This is a genomic window from Glycomyces xiaoerkulensis (assembly GCF_002798405.1).
GTDB lineage: Bacteria > Actinomycetota > Actinomycetes > Mycobacteriales > Micromonosporaceae > Glycomyces > Glycomyces xiaoerkulensis.
The window spans coordinates 79,684-98,175 of record NZ_PGGV01000038.1 but is presented as its reverse complement, the minus strand read 5'-3'; the positions used below and the strand labels follow the sequence as shown (position 1 = coordinate 98,175).

Here is an 18,492-nt window from a genome sequence, read left to right as displayed (position 1 = left end):
GCGACCCTAGGAACCCCTTGCCACTCAAGCCGACAGCGTGATGCCGTCCAGGATGTCGTGTTCGCTGACGAGCACCGAGTTCAGTCCGCCGTCCTCCATGATGGTCCGCAGCACCAGCGCGCCGCCGACGATCACGTCGGCGCGGCCCGGATGCATCACCGGGATCGCCAGGCGCTCGGCGTGGTCGGCCGCCACCAGCTTCGCGGTGACATTGACCACCTGCTCGTAGTCCAGGCGGGTCCCGTCGATCGCGTCGGCGTCGTAGGCGGGCAGGTCGAGCCCGATGCCGGCGATCGTGGTGGCCGTGCCCGCCACCGCCACCAGCTCCTCGGCCTCCCGATCCGGATCGGCCGCCGCCAGACCCCGGTCCACGAACGACCGGATGTCGGCCACGGCCGCCTCGACCTCCCCGGGAGCCGGCGGGTCGGAACGCAGGTGGCGCTCGGTCATCCGCACGCAGCCGACGTCGGTCGAGACGGCGTCGAGGACCTCGGAGTCGACCCCGCGCACGAACTCGGTCGAGCCGCCGCCGATGTCGACCAGCAGCCGCTGGCCCTCCAGCTCCGGCAGGGTCGCCACCGCGCCGGTGAACGACAGCCGGGCCTCCTCGTCCCCGGATATCACCTCCGGGCTCGCGCCCAGGACCGACTCCACCATCGCGGTGAAGTCGCCGGCGTTCGCCGCGTCGCGGCTCGCCGAGGTCGCGACCATGCGCACCGCCTCGGCGCCGTGCTCGGTGATCTGGTCGGTGTAGTCGGCCAGCGCGGCGCGCGTGCGCTCGAGCGCGGCCTCCGAGAGACGGCCGGTGTCGTCGACGCCCTCGCCCAGCCGGACGACCTCCATGCGGCGCACCACGTCGTGCAGGCGGCCGGTCGCGTCGACGTCGGCGATGAGCAGACGGATCGAGTTGGTGCCGCAGTCGATGCCGGCCACGCGGCGGGGCTCGGCGGTCTCGGCGTTCACCGGTCGGCCTCCTGGTCGGTCGCGCAGTTGCCGTGCCGCCACCACTCGGGGAGGCGGTCGATGGTCTCGTCGCCGAACGGGTTGACGCCCGGGCCGGCCGCGAGCGCGTGCCCGGCGAGGGCGTGCAGGCATTTGACGCGGTCGGGCATGCCGCCGGCGGAGATCCCGTCGATCTCGGGCACGTCGCCGAGCCGGGCCCGTCGGCCGAGGTAGTCGTGGTGCGAGAGCCGGTAGTCGGTGGCGAGCTCCTCGTCTTCCTCCAGGCGCTCGTTCATCTCCCTCATCGCCCCGCCGCCTTCGAGCCGTCCGACGGCCGAGCAGGCCCGGGGGCAGGTGAGGTAGTAGGTGGTGGGGAACGGCGTGCCGTCGGGCAGGCGGGGCTCGGTCTCGATGACGGCGGGCCGGCCGCACGGGCAGCGCCACGCCACGGCCCGGGCTCCGCGGATCGGGCGCCCGATCTGGGCGGAGACGGCTTCGGCGTCGGCCTCTCCCACCGGCTCAGGTGTTTGGGGCCACGATTCGGGTTTCAATCCTCTGTTTCCTCGGTTTCGACTGGTTCGAGCTGGTCGGCGTCTTCAAAGGTAGCCGTCAGGTCGTCGTACCAGGGCAGGTCGGTCTCGGCCTCGTCGTCCTCGCCGGTCTGACGGGAGGGGTCCTCCTCGTCGAAAACGATGACCAGCTCCTTGCCGGGCTCGACCAGCAGCAGGCTGGAGCGGATCTGGGCCTTGACGTATTCGGGGTCGTCCCACATGATCCGCTCGGCCTCGAGGTCCTCGAGGCGTTCGCGCTGGTCTTCCTGGGCGGCTTCGAGGCGGTTGATCTCGATGCGCTGCTCGACGTAGGTGCGCAGGGGGTAGGCGTAGGCGAGCGCGAGCGCCGAGAGCACCAGGGCGATGACGGCCGCGCGGCGGGAGAGCTTGGTGCGGGCGCGGACCCGGACCCGCTTGACCCTGGGTCGGGCCGGGGTGCCGGGGGCGGGCCGACGGGCGGCGCGGGTGCGGCCGGGCCCGGTCGATCGTCCTCCGGGGCGGTTGGGTCGTCGGCTGGCGCTCACGCGCTCAGCCTAGTGGATGGGGAGGCGGATCAGGCTCCCGCGCCCGAGCGCGGGAGCCTGAGTGGACTTCGGCCGTCCTCACTTCTCCGCGGTGAACTTGGGGAACGCCCCCGCGCCGGCGTAGCGGGCGGCGTCGCCGAGGCTCTCCTCGATGCGGAGGAGCTGGTTGTACTTGGCGACGCGTTCGCTGCGGGCCGGGGCGCCGGTCTTGATCTGGCCGGTGCCCGTGGCGACCGCGAGGTCGGCGATGGTGGTGTCCTCGGTCTCGCCGGAGCGGTGGCTCATCATGCAGCCGAAGCCGGCGCGGTGGGCCATGTCGACCGCGTCGGCGGTCTCGGTGAGCGAGCCGATCTGGTTGACCTTGACCAGCAGGCCGTTGGCGGCGCGCTCCTCGATGCCGCGGCGCAGGCGCTCGGGGTTGGTGACGAACAGGTCGTCGCCGACGATCTGGACCCGGTCGCCGACGTTCGCGGTGAGGGTGGCCCAGCCGGCCCAGTCCTCCTCGGCGAGCGGATCTTCCATGGACACGATCGGGTAGGCGCTGAGGAGCTCGGCGTAGTAGGCGCTCATCTGCTCGGCGGTGCGCTTCTCGCCCTCGAAGACGTAGGCGCCCTCGTTGTAGAACTCGGTGGCGGCCGCGTCGATGGCGAAGGCGATGTCGGTGCCGAGCTCGTAGCCGGCCTTCCGCACGGCGGTGCCGATGAGGTCGAGGGCCTCGCGGTTGGAGCCGAGGTTGGGGGCGAAGCCGCCTTCGTCGCCGAGGCCGGTGTTGAGGCCCTTCTCCTTGAGGACTGCCTTGAGCGCGTGGTAGGTCTCGGCGCCCCAGCGGAGGGCCTCCTTGAAGGTGGGGGCGCCGATGGGGGCGATCATGAACTCCTGGATGTCGACGTTGGAGTCCGCGTGGGAGCCGCCGTTGAGGATGTTCAGGCACGGCACCGGCAGCAGGTGCGCGTTCGGGCCGCCGACGTAGCGGTAGAGGGGCAGCTCGGCGGATTCGGCGGCGGCCTTGGCGACCGCGAGGGAGACGCCGAGGACGGCGTTGGCGCCGAGGCCGGACTTGTCCGGGGTGCCGTCGACGTCGAGCAGGGCCTGGTCGATCCGGCGCTGCTCGGAGGCCTCGAGCCCGATCAGGGTCTCGCGGGCGCGGCCGTTGATGTTGCCGACGGCCTTCTCGACGCCTTTGCCGAGGTAGCGTCCGGTGTCCTTGTCACGCAGTTCGAGGGCCTCGAAGGCACCGGTCGAGGCGCCCGAGGGAACGGCGGCGCGCTGGGTGGTGTCGTCGTCGAGCCGGACCTCCACCTCGACGGTGGGGTTGCCCCGCGAGTCGAGGATCTCCCGTGCCCGGATGTCTTCAATTGCAGCCACTGTCACTCCTGAAATAGCCGAATCTGACGTACGGCCCGATGTCGCGGCCGTATCTCGAGGATTTCGGCCGACCCGACACTGCGCCGGCCACAGCTCCTTAGCGTACGCCTCGCCGATTCGACGGCGCGCTATATGGTGGAGGCCTACCTCAGATGAGACACCTGTGCTAGGTGCGCCCGTAGGCGCCGGAGGAACCACGGCGCCGCCGGACGCCCGCCGCGGCGAAGCCTGCGAGCCGCGCGTCGCCTAGCTCATCGGGAAATGGAGCCCCATGCCCATGCAGAACCCCGGAGGCGGCTGCGCCGCCCTCGGCGCGGCGGCCCTGCTCGCCCTGGCCGGATGCGCCGACGACGGCGGAGACGAGGTCGAGACGGTCGCCGAGGACCGGGCCGCCCTGGTGGAGTTGAGCGAACGCCTCGCCGACGGCGAGGACCACTCCTACACGGCCGAGTACCTGGTGGAGGCCACCGGCCGGTCGGTGACCGTGGCGGTCGACCCGGAAGCGGAGGAGGCGGTGGTCGTGGTCGACGATCGGCCCGAGTTCTGGGAGGGAGGCGACGACGGGTCGCTCTCGTCGTGGCTGACCGTCGAGCTCGCGGGTGTGCTGCCTTCGAACCAGGAGGTCGCGGACTGGCTCAGCGCGGTCTCCGAGGACTCCTCGGCCTCGACCGAGCTGTCGGACACGACCCTGGCCGGTGAGCTGGCCGACTGCGTGGACGTCTCCGGCGCCGCGAGCTCGCCGGTCGGCGCCTACCAGGTGTGCGTGACCACCGTCGGTGTGATTGCGCGCGTGACCGCCGAGGTCGGCGACGTCTCCTACACCGCCAAACTCGTCGACTACCACGACGGCGTCGACGGCGCCTGGCTGGACGACCTGGCGGGCCGCGGCGAGCACAGCGGCGGCTGAACCCGCCGTGCCGGGACGCGAGGCGGGTTAGAGTCGCTCGGCGGGCCGGGCCCGGCGCACGGGGGTTCGCCCGATCGAGGGCGGCAGCGCCGGCCCGGCCCGCCTTCGCGTATGCCGCGTCACATGCCCGATCCCGCTCGCGACTTTGCGAATCGGTCGGGTAAGCTTGTCGACGTCGCCGCGCCGCAGGGTGCGGAAGCACAGGTCGCGCTCCCGTCGTCTAGGGGCCTAGGACGCCGCCCTCTCAAGGCGGAAACGGCGGTTCGAATCCGCTCGGGAGTACAGGTAAATTCGCAGTTCGTAGCCTCGGCCGTGGTCGGGGCTACGACGCTCTCAGGGGCACATGAGGGCACTGAGAAGGCGGGATTCCTCGCCTCCCCGCCCCCGTCCGTTCCCGCCGGATCTCGGCGGCGGAAGGACGGTCGGTTCGGTGGACACCCTCCGTACCAGGCTGGCGAGGACCAGCGCCGTCACGGCGAGTCAGGCCGGCGGCCATGGTGAGTCGAACCTTGCCCCACAAGCGCCCCGACACGAACTGGCCTCTGCGGACCCTGGTCGCGATGGTGTACAACGAGGTCCCACAATGGTATCTTCCCAGGTGAAGAACCTACATAAGTCTACAAGGGCCGACCGCCTTCCCCGCCCTTGTGCCGCCCGTGGAGGCCGCCGCGATGCTGACAGCCTTCGGTTTCGACACCACCACAGAGCAGGTGTACATGACCATGCTGGGCGACCCGGGAGCACGCGTGTCCGACCTGGCCTCCGCCGCGGGGGTCGACGAAGACGCCGTCCGCGCCAGTCTGGACGCCCTCGCCGACGCCGCCCTCATCGAGGACCTCGAATCGCCCACTCCTCGCCCCGTATCGCCGGAAATCGGGCTCTCCGCGCTCTTGTCCGAACGGCAGACCGAAGTGTCCCGGATGCAGCAGGAGATCGACCGGAGCCGGTTGGCGATCGCCCGGATGCTGTCGCAGCGAGGGACGGCCGGCGGCGGGGAAACGTCTACGGAGCATGTGTTCGGTCTCGACGCCATCCGGTCGCGGATCGGCGAACTGGTCGCCGACTGCGCGGAGGAGGAGCTGATCTTCAACCCCGTCGGCAGGCTGACCGAGGACGCCGCGGCCTCGGCCCGACCCGTCGACGAGGAAGTCCTAAGGCGCGGCGTACAAGTCAGGACGGTCTTCCTGGACAGTGTCCGCAACGACGAGTTCACCCTCGAAAAGCTCCGCTGGGAGATCGAACTCGGGGCTCAGATCCGCACCGCGCCCACGCTCCCGACTCGCATGATCATCCTCGACCGGACGCAGGTGGTCGTTCCGATCAGCCTCACCCAGAGCCGGATCGGCGCACTGGTCCTCACCAACGAGGTCGTCGTCCACGCCCTGGTGTCGCTCTTCCACGAAGTCTGGGCCGACGCGGCGCCACTGACGAGGACACGGCCGCGTCGAGTGGGGGAGCTGAGCGCACAGGAGCGGCACGTGCTGCGGCTCTGGGCGCAGGGACACACCGACAACTCCGCCGCGAGACGCATGGAGGTGTCGGTCCGGACCGTCCGCCGGCTCTCGGACAACCTCACACGCCGGATCGGGGCGACGAGCCGATACCAGTTGGGCGCCAAGGCCATCGTGGAAGGCTGGATCGAACCCGACGACCTGTTCTGACCGGTGGTCAGATGACGGTGCGGACCGACTCCACGATCCAGGCACCGTGGTCGGCCATGCTCGCCAGCGTCCTCCTGACCAGTTGATCGCCCGAGCGGTCAGCGTGCTCGACTCCCCAGGCCCGCGTGTAGAAGCAGATGTTCCAGGTCGGTACGCCGGGCTTGAGGCTGATGTGCTCGACCGCGTCCGAGTCCGAGGTGTTGTTCCAGAGCTCCCGCTCCAGTTCGTCCCTGTCGAGGACGGCGTCGGAACCGACGGTGACGGTCACGATCGTCAGCCTCATGCGTTGCCGCCTTCCATCCTTTCCGGCCCCGGCGCAGTCGCCGGGATCGGACGGTGTCACTGCCAGTCGTTCGATTCCTGCGAGTCCCCGTCCCCTTGGACGGAATCGAATTCGGAACCGGGCGCGCTCGCCGGAGCGATGAAGAGCAGAGCCGAGATGAAAGCGGCGATGAGAGTAGCGGTGAACTTGCGCATTGCTGACTCCATTCGGACGTCATTCTGGCTTCGTTCTCAGTTCTACGCCCGGGCGGGCACGTTCGTAAGTTGTCACATTTGACACCGCGGACGGTGGCAGCTTCTCACCACCCGGCCGCGATGGTGGTCGGTTCTGACCACGGGTTCGACCTGGCGATTCCGACCACTGCACAGGCGCCGCAGAAGCGCACAGGGTGGATTGGGAAACAACCCGGAACCGGTGCATGGAAGTTCTTGCTACTCGAACTCCTTTCGACGGTGGTCTCGAGGTTCGCGACCGCCGCGACACCGGAGCATCCAATCCTCCGTAAGGAGAAGCCATGCAATTGATCAAGTCGAATCGACGGGGTGCAGTGGCCCTGGCCCTGGCGGTCCTGATGGGCGCCGCAGCCGCGCTCGCCGCGGTCTCACCCGCGCAGGCCGCGACGGCGCGCAACGGCATCTGCGAGTCCGGCGAGTTCTGCCTCTACTACAACAGCAACAACCAGGGATCGGTGAGCGACTTCGACGGGTCGATCACCAACTACGGCCCGTCGCAGCCGACCTGCTACGAGTACAGGGGATCGGGCAACGGGAAGGGGCAGTGCGTCAAGAACAACGCCGCCTCGGCCTGGAACCGGACCGGCAGGTACGTCACGGTCTTCTACAACAGCGGCTACAAGGGACCGATCGACAACTTCAGCCCCGGCGCGAAGGCCAATCTCCGCTCCTACCTGAAGAACGACAACGCGGGCCACCGCATCGGCGCCAGCGGGAATGCCGGCGACAACCTGGAATACCGCCTGTACCACTCGTCGTCGGCCAGGGTCACCTCGTACTTCGACGGCTACGTCAACACCTCGGGCCGCCACGAGGGCATCGACATCAAGCGGGGCGTCGGCTACAACGTGTACTCGCTGCTGTCGGGAACGGTGACCAACGTCCGCGAGGGGTCGAGGGGCTCAGGGGGTCTGTCCACCCTGGCGATCTACAACTCGAGTCTCAACCGGACCATCGTCTACCTGCACCTCAATCCGCTGAACGGCATTGATGCGGGCGACCACATCTCCAGTGGCCAGCGGATCGGCCTGGAGGACTGGCGGGGCATCAGCTCCTCCGGCGCCTCGCACACTCACTTCGAGATGCGTCCGGGTCGACAGACCCACGCGGCCAAGAGCGTCGGCGACTACACCCTGTCCAATCCGACTCCGACCAACTTCTGGATCGCCAGGGGCTACAACCCCTGCTGCCGGTTCAGCTGAGTCGACAACGGAACCGGACGGGCGGTCCGCATCGCTTCACGGTGAAGCGGTGCGGACCTTACCGCCTATTCGGACTTTTGATGTGGAGGAACATCATGAACGATCACCGGCCGTCGACGCATTCGCGGCGCCGACTGCTCACCACCGGTCTGGCCGCCGCAGGCGCGGCTACCCTGCCCCAGTTGTTCGCGGCGCCGGCGAGCGCCCAGAGTCCGGTCGACATGGAGCTGGCCCTCGTGGCGGCCATGGTCGACCCGCCCAAAGCCGGGCAGGGGACCACCCTGAACGCCGGACCGCATGTAGAGGTGGCCGAGACCGCGCTCAACGCCAAAGGCCACCTCAGTTCCGCCTATGTGGATGGCCATTACGGGACCGCGACCGTCGCCGCCTACGCCGCGTGGCAGCGGGCCCTCGGCTACAGCGGCATCGACGCCAACGGGGTGCCCGGACCGACCTCGCTGACCACGCTCGGCCAGGAGGAGGGATTCACGGTCGACCGCGTGGTCTACATCGGCTCCAGAAACGACTCGTACGGCGGCGAGCGGGTCAACACCCGGACCGGGAACATGCTGGCCGCCGCCGACGCCGAAGTGCCGTGGAACCTCACGCTGTCGCAGGGCTCCTACAACCCGGGAGGGGACCCCACCTCGGCCGGCACGCACGACGGCGGCGGCGTTGTCGACATCAGCGTCTCCGGCTTGAACACCACGCAGCGGTGGAGGACGGTGCAGGCGCTTCGCGAGGTCGGTTTCGCGGCCTGGCTGCGCACCCCGTCGCAGGGGAACTGGCCTTACCACATCCACGCGGTCGCGGTGGCGGACACCGACATGTCGGGCCCGGCCCAGCCGCAGGTGCACGACTACTTCTTCGGCAGGAACGGTCTGGCGAACCACGCCCCCGACAACACACCACCGGAATACCGGGTCGGCTTCACCTGGTGGGAGAGGCACGACCGTATGCGCCCCGGTACTAGATGAGTTTGGGCTGGTAATGGGGCTTGCGGCGCTTCGGTTCGGATTCGTGGCGCCGGTGGACCGCCGGGCTCAGTTCGGCCAGGAACGGCGAGCGGGCCGCGGCGGTCTCGACGCCCCGCCGGGACCGCTTGGCGGCGTGGGTCAGGCACAGGTGCCGCTGGGCGCGGGTCATGCCGACGAACAGCAGGCGCCGCTCCTCGGCGACGGCCTCGTCGTCGAGGTCCTCGCCGGGGTGGCGGAGCGGCAGCAGGCCGTCCTCGCAGCCGGCGATGAACACGACCGGGAACTCCAGGCCCTTCGAGGCGTGCAGGGTCAGCAGCGAGATCCGGTCGGCGCGGGGATCGAGCGTGTCCACTTCGAGGCCCAGCACGAGCTCGGTCCGGAAGCGCTCGAGGTCGTCGCCGCAGCGTTCGGCCGGAGGCTTGAGCAGCTCGGCGGCGGTGCGGATACCGGTCTCGGCTTCGGCGTCGCCGGTGCGGGACAGGACGGTCTCGGCCGCGCGGCGCAGGCGGTCGGCGACGGTGGGGCCGGCCGGGCCGTCGGCGGGAACGAGGGCGAGCTCGTCCAGCAGCTCCCGCACCCCGGGTCGGTCGGCGAGGCGGTCGTGCGAGCGTTTCTGGAACGGCAGTCCGGCGCGGTCGAGGGCGGCCATGATCGCCTGCGCCTGGCGGTCGGTGCGGTAGAGCACGGCGAAGTCGGACAGGCCGAGCCCGCCGGAGTCGTCGTCGAGCACCCGGCCGGAGTCGAACGAGTTCATCGAGGTGCCGCCTATCAACTGGTCGATGCGGCGGGCGATGAACGACGCCTCGTCGACCTCGCTCGCGGCCCGGTACGACTCGATGCGGTGCTCGCCGTGGCCGCCGAACGGGCGCAGTTCCCGGCCGGGGACGAGCGTGGTCGGCTCGACCACCTGGAGGGCACCGGCGACGATGCTCGCCCCCGAGCGGTAGTTGCGGGTCAGCTCGACGGTGCGGGCGGCCGGGAAGTCCCGCCGGAACCGCAGGAAGAATCCCACGTCGGCGCCGCGGAAGCGGTAGATGGCCTGGTCGGGGTCGCCGATGGCGGTGATGTCGCCGTCCGGGGGTGCCAGCGCGCGCAGCAGCCGGTACTGCTGCTCGTCGACGTCCTGGTACTCGTCCACGGCGATCCAGCGGTACCGGTCGCGGTAGTGCGCGGCCAGGTCCGGATCGGCCTCGAGCAGTCGCGGCGGGAGCGCCACGAGGTCGGCGAAGTCGACCAGGTCGAGCTCGCGCAGGCGGGCGGCGTAGCGCTCGAGCGCGGCGGCCAGGTCCGGTTCGGGCGCCTCGCCCGCGGGCCGGGACCGGTGGGCCAGGACCTTCGCGGCGAGCTTGCGGTCTCCGGCGGCCTCCTCGGCGATCCCGGCCGCGCGGTCGGCGGCCGCGATGCCGAAGTCGGCGGCGAGCCCGGCGGGCCGGTGCTGTTCGCGGAGTAGGCGGACGCCGAGGGAGTGGAAGGTGGCGACGGTCGGGCGTCCGGTGCGGTCGCTCATGAGCGCGTCCAGCCGCTCGGCCATCTCCTCGGCGGCGCGGCGGGTGAAGGTGATCGCCAGGCACCGGTCGGGGTCGGCCGCTCCGGTCGACACCGCGTGGGCGATGCGGTGGGTGAGGGTGCGGGTCTTGCCGGTACCGGGTCCGGCGACGATGAGCAGCGGACCGGACGGCGTCTCGGCGGCGGCGCGCTGGTCGGGGTCGAGCCCGTCCAATGGGGATCCGGTCGGTTCCGGGGCCGGGGCCCGCTGGGCCGGCACCGCCGGGGCGGGCGCGGCGGGAGCGGCTCTCGGTCGCGGTGCTGTCTTGGCTGCGGGCCGGGCCGGTTCGACGTCGAACAGGGCGGGGACGCTCACGGCGCCCAGCGTCGCGACCTCGCCGGGCTCGAACATCCGGACGGTGCCGTATTCGCCGTCGTAGCCGGCCTCGCGGATCACCTTGCCGTCGCGCAGGCGCGCGACCGCCTCGGCCAGCAGCGGCGAGTGCGACTTCACCTCGTCGACCGGCGCGTCCTCCAGGATCGACAGTTCCGGGCCGAGCCCGGCGGTGAGCCGGTCGATCTCGGTGCGGACCTTCTTGCTCTTCGGGCCGGTGCCTACGATCTCGCTGACGATCTCCGGCAGCGGCACCAGGCTCTTGAAGTCCGCCGCGCCGTCGGCGCGGGCGCCCTCGGGGCGGTCGGCGAGGTCCTCTACGCGGCTGAGCACGCCGACCGTGACCGGCTTGCCGCACTCGGGGCACCTGCCTCCGAGCCCGCGGGTCTCGTTCGGCTCCAAGCGCATCCCGCACTTGCGGTGGCCGTCGACGTGGTACTTGCCCTCCTCGGGGAAGAACTCCACCGAACCGGCGTGGCCGGCGCCGGTCTCCAGCGCGCGCCGGATCGCGTAGTAGTCCAGGTCGGTGTCGAACAGCGTCGTCTCCCGGCCCAGCATCGGCGGCGAGTGGGCGTCCGAATTGCTCACCAGCCGATACCGGTCGAGACCGGACACCCGCCAGTTCATCGCCGGGTCGCTCGACAGGCCGGTCTCCAGCGCGAAGATGTGGTCGGACAGGTCGCGGTAGCAGTCCTCGATCCGGTCGAACCCGGCCTTCGAACCGAGCACGGCGAACCAGGGCGTCCACACGTGCGCGGGGACCAGGTAGCCGCCTGCGCCGCTCTCGAGCGCGATCTCCAGCAGGTCCCGCGAGTCCAGGCCCAGGATGGGCCGGCCGTCGGAGGCGATGTTGCCGATCTTGGCGAGCCGGCGGTTGAACTCGGCCGCCGAGTCCAGATCGGGCATGTAGATCAGGTGGTGGATCTTCCGGGTGCGGTCGCCGTGCTTGTAGATGGTGGAGATCTCGACCGACAGCATGAACCGCACGGGACGCTCGGCCAGGTTCGGCGGGAGGCGGCGGACGATGTCGGCGTCGAGGTCCTCGCGCAGCCGGAACAGGCCGGGCTCGGCCGGCACGAGGCTCTCGCGCAGGTGGTCGTACCAGGCCGGGTGGGTGAAGTCGCCGGTGCCCACCAGGGTGATGCCCTTGCGCCGGGCCCACCACGCCAGATGTTCGAGGTCGCAGTCCTTGCTGCAGGCGCGGGAGTACTTGGAGTGGATATGCAGATCGGCATGGAATCGCACCTGTGCGATGGTCCCACAGCCGCCGCGTGCCGCTCATGGGGCCGTCGGCCGGGGCGGGCGTGCGGGCGAATACGATGTTCGCGTTGTCCGGAACCGGGAAAGGTTGGTGCGCATGATCGGTGTGATCGGTGAGGCCCTGATCGACCTCGAAGTGCCCGCCGCCGACCCCCGCCGCCCCGTCGCCCACCCCGGCGGCAGCCCGATGAACGTCGCGCTCACCTTGGGCCGCTTGGAATCCGACGTCGCCTTCCTGGGGAGGCTGTCGTCCGACGCGTTCGGGCGGCTGCTGAGGGAGCACTTGGCCGGCTCGGGCGTCGACTTGCACTGGGCCGTGACCGCCGCCGAACCGAGCAGCCTGGCCATCGTCTCGGTCGGACCCGAAGGCGGGGCCGAATACTCATTCCACGTGAACGGCACCGCCGACTGGCAGTGGACCGCCGGCGAACTGCCCGCGGCCCCCGAGCTCGAGGCCGTGCACGCCGGCTCGCTCGGCCTGGCGCTCGACCCGGGCGGACCGGTGGTCGAACACTGGCTCGACGGGCTGAGCGGTTCGACCACGGTGAGCCTGGACCCGAACGTGCGCTCCGCGCTCCTGGGGGACCGGGAGTCGTACCGGCTCCGCCTGACCCGCTGGCTCGACTTCAGCTCGATCGTGAAGGTCTCGGACGAGGACCTGGCGTGGATCTGGCCCGGCACCGACCCGGCCGAACTGGCGCGCGGCTGGATGCGGGCCGGACGGAAGCTGGTGGTCGTCACCCGCGGCGCCGAGGGCTCGCTCGTGTGGTGCGCCGACGAGGAGATCGCGGTACCGGCGCGTCCGGCCCGCATGGCCGACACCGTCGGGGCCGGCGACTCCTTCAGCGGCGCCCTGCTCGACTGGCTCGGCCGCGCCGGCCGGCTCGCCCCCGAGGGCCTGGACCGCCTCAGCGGCGCCGAGGCCGCGGCGGCGGTCGAGTTCGCCTCCGAGGTCGCCGCGATCACCTGCTCCCGCGCGGGGGCGAACCCGCCCCGGCGCTCGGAGCTGCGCTGACCGGCGGTCACAACTCGATCAGGCGCAGTCCCCGGGCCGTCCGCTCGATCTCGTCCATACCCCGGCGCTCGAACGGGTCGCGCACCTCCGCGGCCAGGCCGGGCTCGATGAGCAGCGCCACCTCGCGCGGGCCCGCGAAGCCGTCGTCGCCGAACGGCTCGCCCGACCAGTCGCCGTCCTTCTCGTGGTACTCGACCCAGAACCCGCGCAGCGCCTCCCGGTCGGCCAGCCGGTCCCCGCGCATCACCTGGACCTGCAGGTCGACCCGCCACACGCCCGGTTCGACCTCGGCCTCCCACACCCGCTGCATGAAGGCGACCCCGCCCCACTCGAACTCGAAATCCGACGCCGAGCCCAGCCCATCGGGCAGGTAGGTCAGCGCCAGCCCGTCGATCACGGCCGCTCGTTCCTCAGCTTCCATGCCGGCATCATACTTTCGGTCCAACTTAGAGGCATTTGTTCCGCGGAATCACGGACGTCCCCGGATCGCGGCGGCCCGACCGCCGCACCGCGCGCCCGCCTCAGAGCGTGAGCAGGGCGATCAGCAGCGCCAGCCCCGCCAGCACAGCCGCCACGATGCCGAGGATCAGGCCGGACGTGGCCACCCCCCGGCCCGAGATCCCGCCGCCGGCGGACCGGATCTGCCGCTTCGAGTACACCGCCAGCAGGATCGACCCGCCGCCGAGCAGCGCCGCGAGCGTGAAGAACGTCAAGCCCGCCCACGGGCTGAGGGCCGCGAACAGCAGACCCGGCAGCGCTCCCAGCGTCCCGCCGATGCCGGCCACCAGCGACCCGATCGCCGGACCCGACGGGATCGGCTTGAGCCGCGGCTGCGCCAGCGGGAAGCCGTCGATCGTGGGCGGGCCCTGGTGGAACGCCGCCTGCGGCCACTGGACCGAGTGCAGCGCGTACCCCGGTCCCGGAGGGAAGGGCTGCTGCTGCGGGTACGGCTGGGGGCCGCCGTAGGCGGGCTGAGGCGGCGGGGGCTGCATCTGGGGTCGGTAAGGGTCCTGAGCGGTCACCCCACCAGCCTAGCCGCTCAATGGAGACGGGGGCGGGGTCAACTGCGAAGCGAACGGGCGACTTCGGTGAAGTACTCGTCCACCTCCCCGGTGTCGTATCCGCGCAAGGTCATCTGGAAGCCGAGATTGTCGAGCGAGTCGGGGTGCGGGGGTGCGCCGACCTCCATAGCCTTGCGAATGCGAGCGACCGCTCGGTCGACTTGGCCTCGGTCGTATCCGCGCAACCGGACAGAGAAGAAGGGGTTCTCCATGCATCACAGTCTGCCAGGTCTTCAGCACCCAGACGTGTCGGGCCACATGTAACGTTACATTCCGTTGGCATTCCGGTCACTGGCGCGCAGTCGTCAAGTCAAGACCCTCTTCCACCGCCGCACCCGTGCTCTCACTCGCCTTTCGAACGACAGCGCGATCCCCGCGGCCGCCTCCGCGTCGTCCTCCCCCACCGACCCGGGCGCGAACGCCGCCCGGTTCACCAATGCCGGAAGCCCCGCGATGTCGGCCTCCAACGCCGCGACCCGATCGGCGGCCTCCTCGGCGTTGGCGCACGCCCCCACTTTGACCCCGGCACGGGCCGCGGCGTCGAGCACCTCGGCCCACGCCCCGGCCACCCGCTGCGCCGGCGTCCCCCTCCGCAGCCGCCGGCGCCGCCGCAGCCGCCGGCGCGCCTTGGACACCAACGGCACCGAGGCGAGGACCGAAGCCGCCAGCGCCCACCACGCCCACCACGGGATGCGGCCGTCCTCGAGGTCCGATTCGCCGTCGAAGTCGCCGTCGTCGTCCTCGAGCGCCGGGTCGTTGTAGTCTTCGGCGCCGTCGTCGCCGCCGCCGTCATCGGTCGGCTCCTCCGACTCCTCCAACTGCTCCAGGGTCTCCTGCGGCGGCACCGGCGTCGCGCCGTCGACCGGCATGGGGTCGAAGCGGACCCAGCCGACCCCGTCGAAGGAGACCTCGGGCCAGGCCAGGCCCTGGCCGGCGGTGACCGTCGACTCCCCACCGGGGACCTCGAAACCGATCACGACGCGGGTCGGCAGTCCGACCAGCCGGCCGATCATCGCGTACGCGGCGGCGAAGTGCTCGCTGGTGCCGCGCTGGCCGCCGGCCTCCAGCGGCGCCTCCAGGAAGTACTCGAGCGTCGGGTAGTCGTGGCCGGCTCCGGCCTCCGGATCGAAGGCGTAGTGCTCGGACAGGAAGGCGGCCAGTCCCTCGGCGCGCTCGTGCGGCGTGTCGTAGGTGGCGGTGATGTACTCGGCGATCATCGTCATGATCTCCGGCGTGTTCGGCGGTATCGCGACGCTGACCGGCTCGGACAGATCCGGGCGGGCGCCGGCGGCGGCCTCGGTGTCGACGGTGAGCGGGTCGGAGCCGACGCTGTAGCGGTCGCCGGTCGCCAGCCCGTCGGGGGTGAGCAGGCAGCGGGTGTGCAGGTTGATCGCGACCGGGAGGTCGGAGACGGTGGCGGGGTCGGCCACGGCCGGGACCAGCTTGCCGCCCAGTTCGATGATCTCCACCTCGGCGGTGAAATCGCCGTCGCCCGAGGCCGGCAGCACCGAGCCGGCGGTGCGGAAGTCGCCGCCGGCCTGCCAGGTGACGCCGTCGTACTCGGTGAGCACGGCCAGCCGCATCCAGGCGTCGCCGTCGAGCCGGGCGCGGAACAGCTCCTGGTCGGGCCGCTTGGCCCATTCGGCGATGCGCGAGAGCGGGTTGATGTCGATGTCGGTGAGCTGCGGCGGCTCGACCAGCTCACGCGGGTCGTCGGGGCTGGACTCGACCAGACCGAGCGCGAGCGGGGCGAGCGCGGCGACGGCGACCAGCAGGACCGCCGCCCCGACGATCGAGCCGAGGACGGTCGCCTTGGGCTTCGCCGGGCCGCCGTCGACCTCGGCGTCGCGGTCCGGGCGCTTGCTCGGCGGCGCCGAGGTGACCGCCAGCGCGGCCCCGGCCAGGAGGCAGTAGGCGACGGCGACCGCGATGACGGGGCCGGCGTTGGGGCCGACCAGGTACAGCCCGGCCGCGTACAGCAGCGTCGGCGGCAGGCACCCGAGGAGGGTGCGGCCGTACCGGATCGCGAATTCGCAGGCCAGACCCGCGGCGATCCAGGTCAGGAAGATCGGGACGCCGACCGTGTCGGGGGCGGGCTCGACGGGAATGAGCGCGGTCAGCGTGCGCGGGACGGCGTTGACGACCGAGTCGACGACCATCTGGGGCAGCGGCCGGGTTCCGTCGGCGGTGAGGACGAACGCGCCGACCAGGTAGGCGGCCAGGCCCCAGGTGGAGGCGGTCCCGGCGAGCCAGGTGGGCCGGTTGCGCAGCGCGAACCCGATCCCGAAGGCGGCCAGGGCGGCACCGGCGACGAGCGCGGTGAGGGTCGGGCCGTGGTAAACGCGGGCGGCGACGGACCCCGCCAGCGCGCTCAGCAGCGTCAGGCTGGCGGCGACGGCGGCGACGCGGATCCGGTAGCGGGTGGGTCTCATAGGGAGGCGCCACCGCCGTCCCAGGCCGAGGCGAACTGCTCGCCGTTCGCGGCGCGGAGGAAGGGCAGGCCGCCCTGGAGGGTGGCGGAGGAGTCCAGGTCGGGGGCGAGGTGGACGGCGACGACGACCGGATAGGCCCGTTTGAGGGCGGCCAGTCGGGCGGTCGGCGGTTCGACCCCCGTGATCCAGACGAGGGTGTCGCCGAAGCGGCCTCCCTGGAGACGCGCGATGAAGGCGTCGAGCGAGTCGGTCGCGTCGCACTCGAGCTCGGCCAACTGGTCGCCGTAGGCGTCGCGGCCCGCCCCGGAGATGGCGCTGCCGGAGGCGGTGACCAGGGCCGCGTGGTATTCGGCGCGGAAGCAGGCGGTCAGGACCGAGTAGGCGGCCTCGCAGGCGGTCTCGAAGGAATCGGGGTCGGGCCAGCCTTCGGGGCGGTCGTCGAGCGCGATCGCGACCGTCGGCACCGAGGTGTCGACGTGCTCTTTGACCATGAGCTGGCCGATGCGCGCCGAGGTCCGCCAATGGACGTGGCGCAGCTCGTCGCCGACGACGTACTCCCGCAGGGAGTGGAACGTCAGCGACCCCTGCTCGACCTTGTCGGCGGTGCCTTCTAGGGAGCGGGCGAGGCCGTCGGGGGTGCGGGCGAGGGTCCACAGCCGCGGGTGGACCCACAGCCGGGAGGCGGGGCCGAAGGATCCGGCGGTGGCGGCCAGGCCGAGGAGGTCGCGCTTGCCGATGCCGAGCGGGCCGACGTCGACGATGCCGCGCCGCTCGGTCGGGATCGGGTAGGAGGCGTTCGCCGTCCGGCCGGGGCGCAGGCGCGACAGCGGCACGGCGACCCGCCTGGCGGCGTGGGTGGGCCCGCCGTAGACGTCGACGGCGCGCGCGTTGACCGAGCGCCAGCGCCCGGTGTTGCGCACTTCCAGGGCGACCGTCGCCGAATCGCCGACCGAGACGCGGTCGGGCGCGAGGCCGCGGTCGACCTCCAGGCGCGGCTTGGCGGCGATGACCGAGACGGCGGCGACGCAGGCGGTCCCGGCCGCGGTGCCGAAGGCGACCAGTTCGGGGTAGCCCCAGCTCCAGCCGGCCGTTGCGAGGGCGACCGCGGCGGCGGCCAGCCCCACGCCCCGCCCGGTGATCGGCAGCGAGCGTAGGGAGTCCAGCCGGTTCATGCCGCCGAGGCGGGCAGCGGGACGGGGACCTGATCGAAGACGTCGGCCACGACCGCGGGGCCGCTGGCGCCGCGCATGGCCGCGTCGGGGGCGAGTTGGATGCGGTGTCCGAAGACCGGCTCGGCGAGGGCCTTGACGTCTTCGGGGATGATGTAGGTCCGGCCTTGGGAGAGGGCGTAGACCGAGGCCGCGCGGGTCAGGGCGATCAGTCCGCGCGGGCTGACGCCGACGGCGACCTGCGGGTGCTGCCGGGTGGCCTGCGCCAGTTGCACCAGGTAGGCGTAGAGCGGTTCGGCGATGTAGACGTACTTGGCGATCTCGGCCATCTGGGCGACGGTGTCGGTGTCGACCACGGCGGGGACGGCGTCGGCCGACCGCTGGTGGGTGCCGCGCAGGACCTCGATCTCGGCGGCCTCCACCGGATAGCCGACCGACAGTTTCACCAGGAACCGGTCGAGCTGGGCCTCGGGCAGGCGGTAGGTGCCGTCCATCTCGACCGGGTTCTGGGTGGCCACGACGACGAACGGGGAGGGCACCTGATGCGGCTGCCCGTCGACGGTGACACGGCCCTCCTCCATGACCTCGAGCAGCGCTGACTGGGTCTTCGGGCTGGCCCGGTTGATCTCGTCGGCGATGACGATGTTGGCGAAGACCGGCCCCGGGTGGAACTCGAAGCCGCCCGAGGACTGGTTGAAGATGGTGACGCCGGAGACGTCGGAGGGCAGGAGGTCGGGGGTGAACTGGATGCGGCGCCACTGGCCCGAGACCGCCGAGGCCATCGCGCGGGCCAGCGTCGTCTTCCCGGTGCCGGGCACGTCCTCCAGGAGGATGTGGCCCTCGGCGAACATGGCCGTCAGTGCCAGGCGCACGACTTCGGGCTTGCCGAGCACGACCGTGTCCACCGCGGCGGCGAGGCGCTCGAACGTGGCGGCGAACGCCTCGGCCTGCCCGGCGTTGAGCGTGACCTGCTGCTGCGCCTGCCGGGGCGCCTGCAGCGGATGGGTCTGCTCGGTGTCCTGCATTCTCGT

The 18,492-nt window shown here is 71.4% G+C and carries 18 protein-coding genes and 1 tRNA gene; 6 read left to right on the top strand and 13 right to left on the bottom strand.

Going from position 1 to position 18,492, the window contains the following annotated elements:
• Nucleotides 1-24 precede the first annotated feature (24 nt).
• The 4 genes from CUT39_RS19090 to eno all read right to left on the bottom strand — a co-directional run bounded on the left by CUT39_RS19090 (nt 25) and on the right by eno (nt 3,382).
• Complete coding sequence (locus tag CUT39_RS19090) at nt 25-963, bottom strand: Ppx/GppA phosphatase family protein (protein WP_198587296.1); 939 nt, start codon at nt 961-963, stop codon at nt 25-27.
• Nucleotides 960-1,457, bottom strand: a complete 498-nt coding sequence (locus CUT39_RS19085; RefSeq protein WP_198587281.1) for a DUF501 domain-containing protein — start codon at nt 1,455-1,457, stop codon at nt 960-962. Before CUT39_RS19085 ends, CUT39_RS19090 begins: the two co-directional genes overlap by 4 nt.
• A gap of 32 nt (nt 1,458-1,489) precedes the next feature.
• Nucleotides 1,490-2,017: an FtsB family cell division protein gene (locus CUT39_RS19080; protein WP_100449049.1), complete on the bottom strand. Its 528-nt coding sequence runs from the start codon at nt 2,015-2,017 to the stop codon at nt 1,490-1,492.
• 78 nt (nt 2,018-2,095) lie between these two features.
• Complete coding sequence (eno, locus tag CUT39_RS19075) at nt 2,096-3,382, bottom strand: phosphopyruvate hydratase (RefSeq protein ID WP_100449048.1); 1,287 nt, start codon at nt 3,380-3,382, stop codon at nt 2,096-2,098.
• A 271-nt stretch (nt 3,383-3,653) separates the two neighbouring features.
• On the opposite strand from eno, the gene CUT39_RS19070 reads away from it, so the two are divergent.
• The 3 genes from CUT39_RS19070 (at nt 3,654) to CUT39_RS19060 (ending at nt 5,950) form a co-directional block, all read left to right on the top strand.
• Nucleotides 3,654-4,289: a hypothetical protein gene (locus CUT39_RS19070; RefSeq protein ID WP_157930842.1), complete on the top strand. Its 636-nt coding sequence runs from the start codon at nt 3,654-3,656 to the stop codon at nt 4,287-4,289.
• A 209-nt stretch (nt 4,290-4,498) separates the two neighbouring features.
• Nucleotides 4,499-4,571, top strand: a tRNA-Glu gene (locus CUT39_RS19065).
• 389 nt (nt 4,572-4,960) lie between these two features.
• The gene (locus CUT39_RS19060; protein WP_100449046.1) at nt 4,961-5,950 is read left to right on the top strand and encodes a LuxR C-terminal-related transcriptional regulator; all 990 of its coding nucleotides are present in this window, start codon (nt 4,961-4,963) and stop codon (nt 5,948-5,950) included.
• 7 nt (nt 5,951-5,957) lie between these two features.
• Here CUT39_RS19060 and CUT39_RS19055 read toward each other — a convergent pair whose 3' ends face one another.
• Nucleotides 5,958-6,233, bottom strand: coding sequence for a hypothetical protein (locus tag CUT39_RS19055; protein WP_100449045.1), 276 nt, complete (start codon nt 6,231-6,233; stop codon nt 5,958-5,960).
• A gap of 56 nt (nt 6,234-6,289) precedes the next feature.
• A complete protein-coding gene (locus CUT39_RS20585) occupies nt 6,290-6,427 on the bottom strand; it encodes a hypothetical protein (RefSeq protein WP_157930841.1) in 138 nt (45 codons plus the stop codon).
• Between the two features lie 320 nt (nt 6,428-6,747).
• Between CUT39_RS20585 and CUT39_RS19050 the strand changes: the two genes are divergently transcribed.
• Entirely contained in the window at nt 6,748-7,668 is a 921-nt protein-coding gene (locus CUT39_RS19050; RefSeq protein ID WP_100449044.1) for a peptidase inhibitor family I36 protein, read from the top strand.
• Nucleotides 7,669-7,763: 95 nt separating this feature from the next.
• A complete protein-coding gene (locus CUT39_RS19045) occupies nt 7,764-8,645 on the top strand; it encodes a peptidoglycan-binding protein (protein ID WP_100449043.1) in 882 nt (293 codons plus the stop codon).
• On the opposite strand, the gene CUT39_RS19040 is transcribed toward CUT39_RS19045, so the two are convergent.
• Nucleotides 8,638-11,769 (bottom strand): UvrD-helicase domain-containing protein, encoded by a 3,132-nt coding sequence (locus tag CUT39_RS19040; RefSeq protein WP_100449042.1) that lies wholly within the window; start codon nt 11,767-11,769, stop codon nt 8,638-8,640. The two genes, CUT39_RS19045 and CUT39_RS19040, sit on opposite strands and share 8 nt — an antisense overlap.
• 112 nt (nt 11,770-11,881) lie before the next feature.
• Here CUT39_RS19040 and CUT39_RS19035 point away from each other — a divergent pair, with 112 nt between their 5' ends.
• Entirely contained in the window at nt 11,882-12,799 is a 918-nt protein-coding gene (locus CUT39_RS19035) for a carbohydrate kinase family protein (protein WP_157930840.1), read from the top strand.
• A gap of 7 nt (nt 12,800-12,806) precedes the next feature.
• On the opposite strand, the gene CUT39_RS19030 is transcribed toward CUT39_RS19035, so the two are convergent.
• From CUT39_RS19030 to CUT39_RS19005, 6 genes are all read right to left on the bottom strand, one after another.
• Nucleotides 12,807-13,220, bottom strand: a complete 414-nt coding sequence (locus CUT39_RS19030; protein ID WP_100449041.1) for a hypothetical protein — start codon at nt 13,218-13,220, stop codon at nt 12,807-12,809.
• Between the two features lie 100 nt (nt 13,221-13,320).
• Nucleotides 13,321-13,821 carry a hypothetical protein gene (locus CUT39_RS19025; RefSeq protein ID WP_157930839.1) on the bottom strand — a complete coding sequence of 167 codons (501 nt, stop codon included), beginning with the start codon at nt 13,819-13,821 and terminating at the stop codon, nt 13,321-13,323.
• Nucleotides 13,822-13,859: 38 nt separating this feature from the next.
• Nucleotides 13,860-14,072, bottom strand: a complete 213-nt coding sequence (locus tag CUT39_RS19020) for a DivIVA domain-containing protein (RefSeq protein ID WP_100449039.1) — start codon at nt 14,070-14,072, stop codon at nt 13,860-13,862.
• Nucleotides 14,073-14,165: 93 nt separating this feature from the next.
• Nucleotides 14,166-16,292, bottom strand: coding sequence for a DUF3488 and transglutaminase-like domain-containing protein (locus CUT39_RS19015; protein WP_100449038.1), 2,127 nt, complete (start codon nt 16,290-16,292; stop codon nt 14,166-14,168).
• Nucleotides 16,289-17,464, bottom strand: a complete 1,176-nt coding sequence (locus tag CUT39_RS19010) for a DUF58 domain-containing protein (protein WP_198587280.1) — start codon at nt 17,462-17,464, stop codon at nt 16,289-16,291. Before CUT39_RS19010 ends, CUT39_RS19015 begins: the two co-directional genes overlap by 4 nt.
• Nucleotides 17,461-18,486 (bottom strand): AAA family ATPase, encoded by a 1,026-nt coding sequence (locus CUT39_RS19005; RefSeq protein ID WP_100449037.1) that lies wholly within the window; start codon nt 18,484-18,486, stop codon nt 17,461-17,463. The genes CUT39_RS19010 and CUT39_RS19005 overlap by 4 nt, the downstream gene beginning before the upstream one ends.
• Nucleotides 18,487-18,492: the final 6 nt, after the last annotated feature.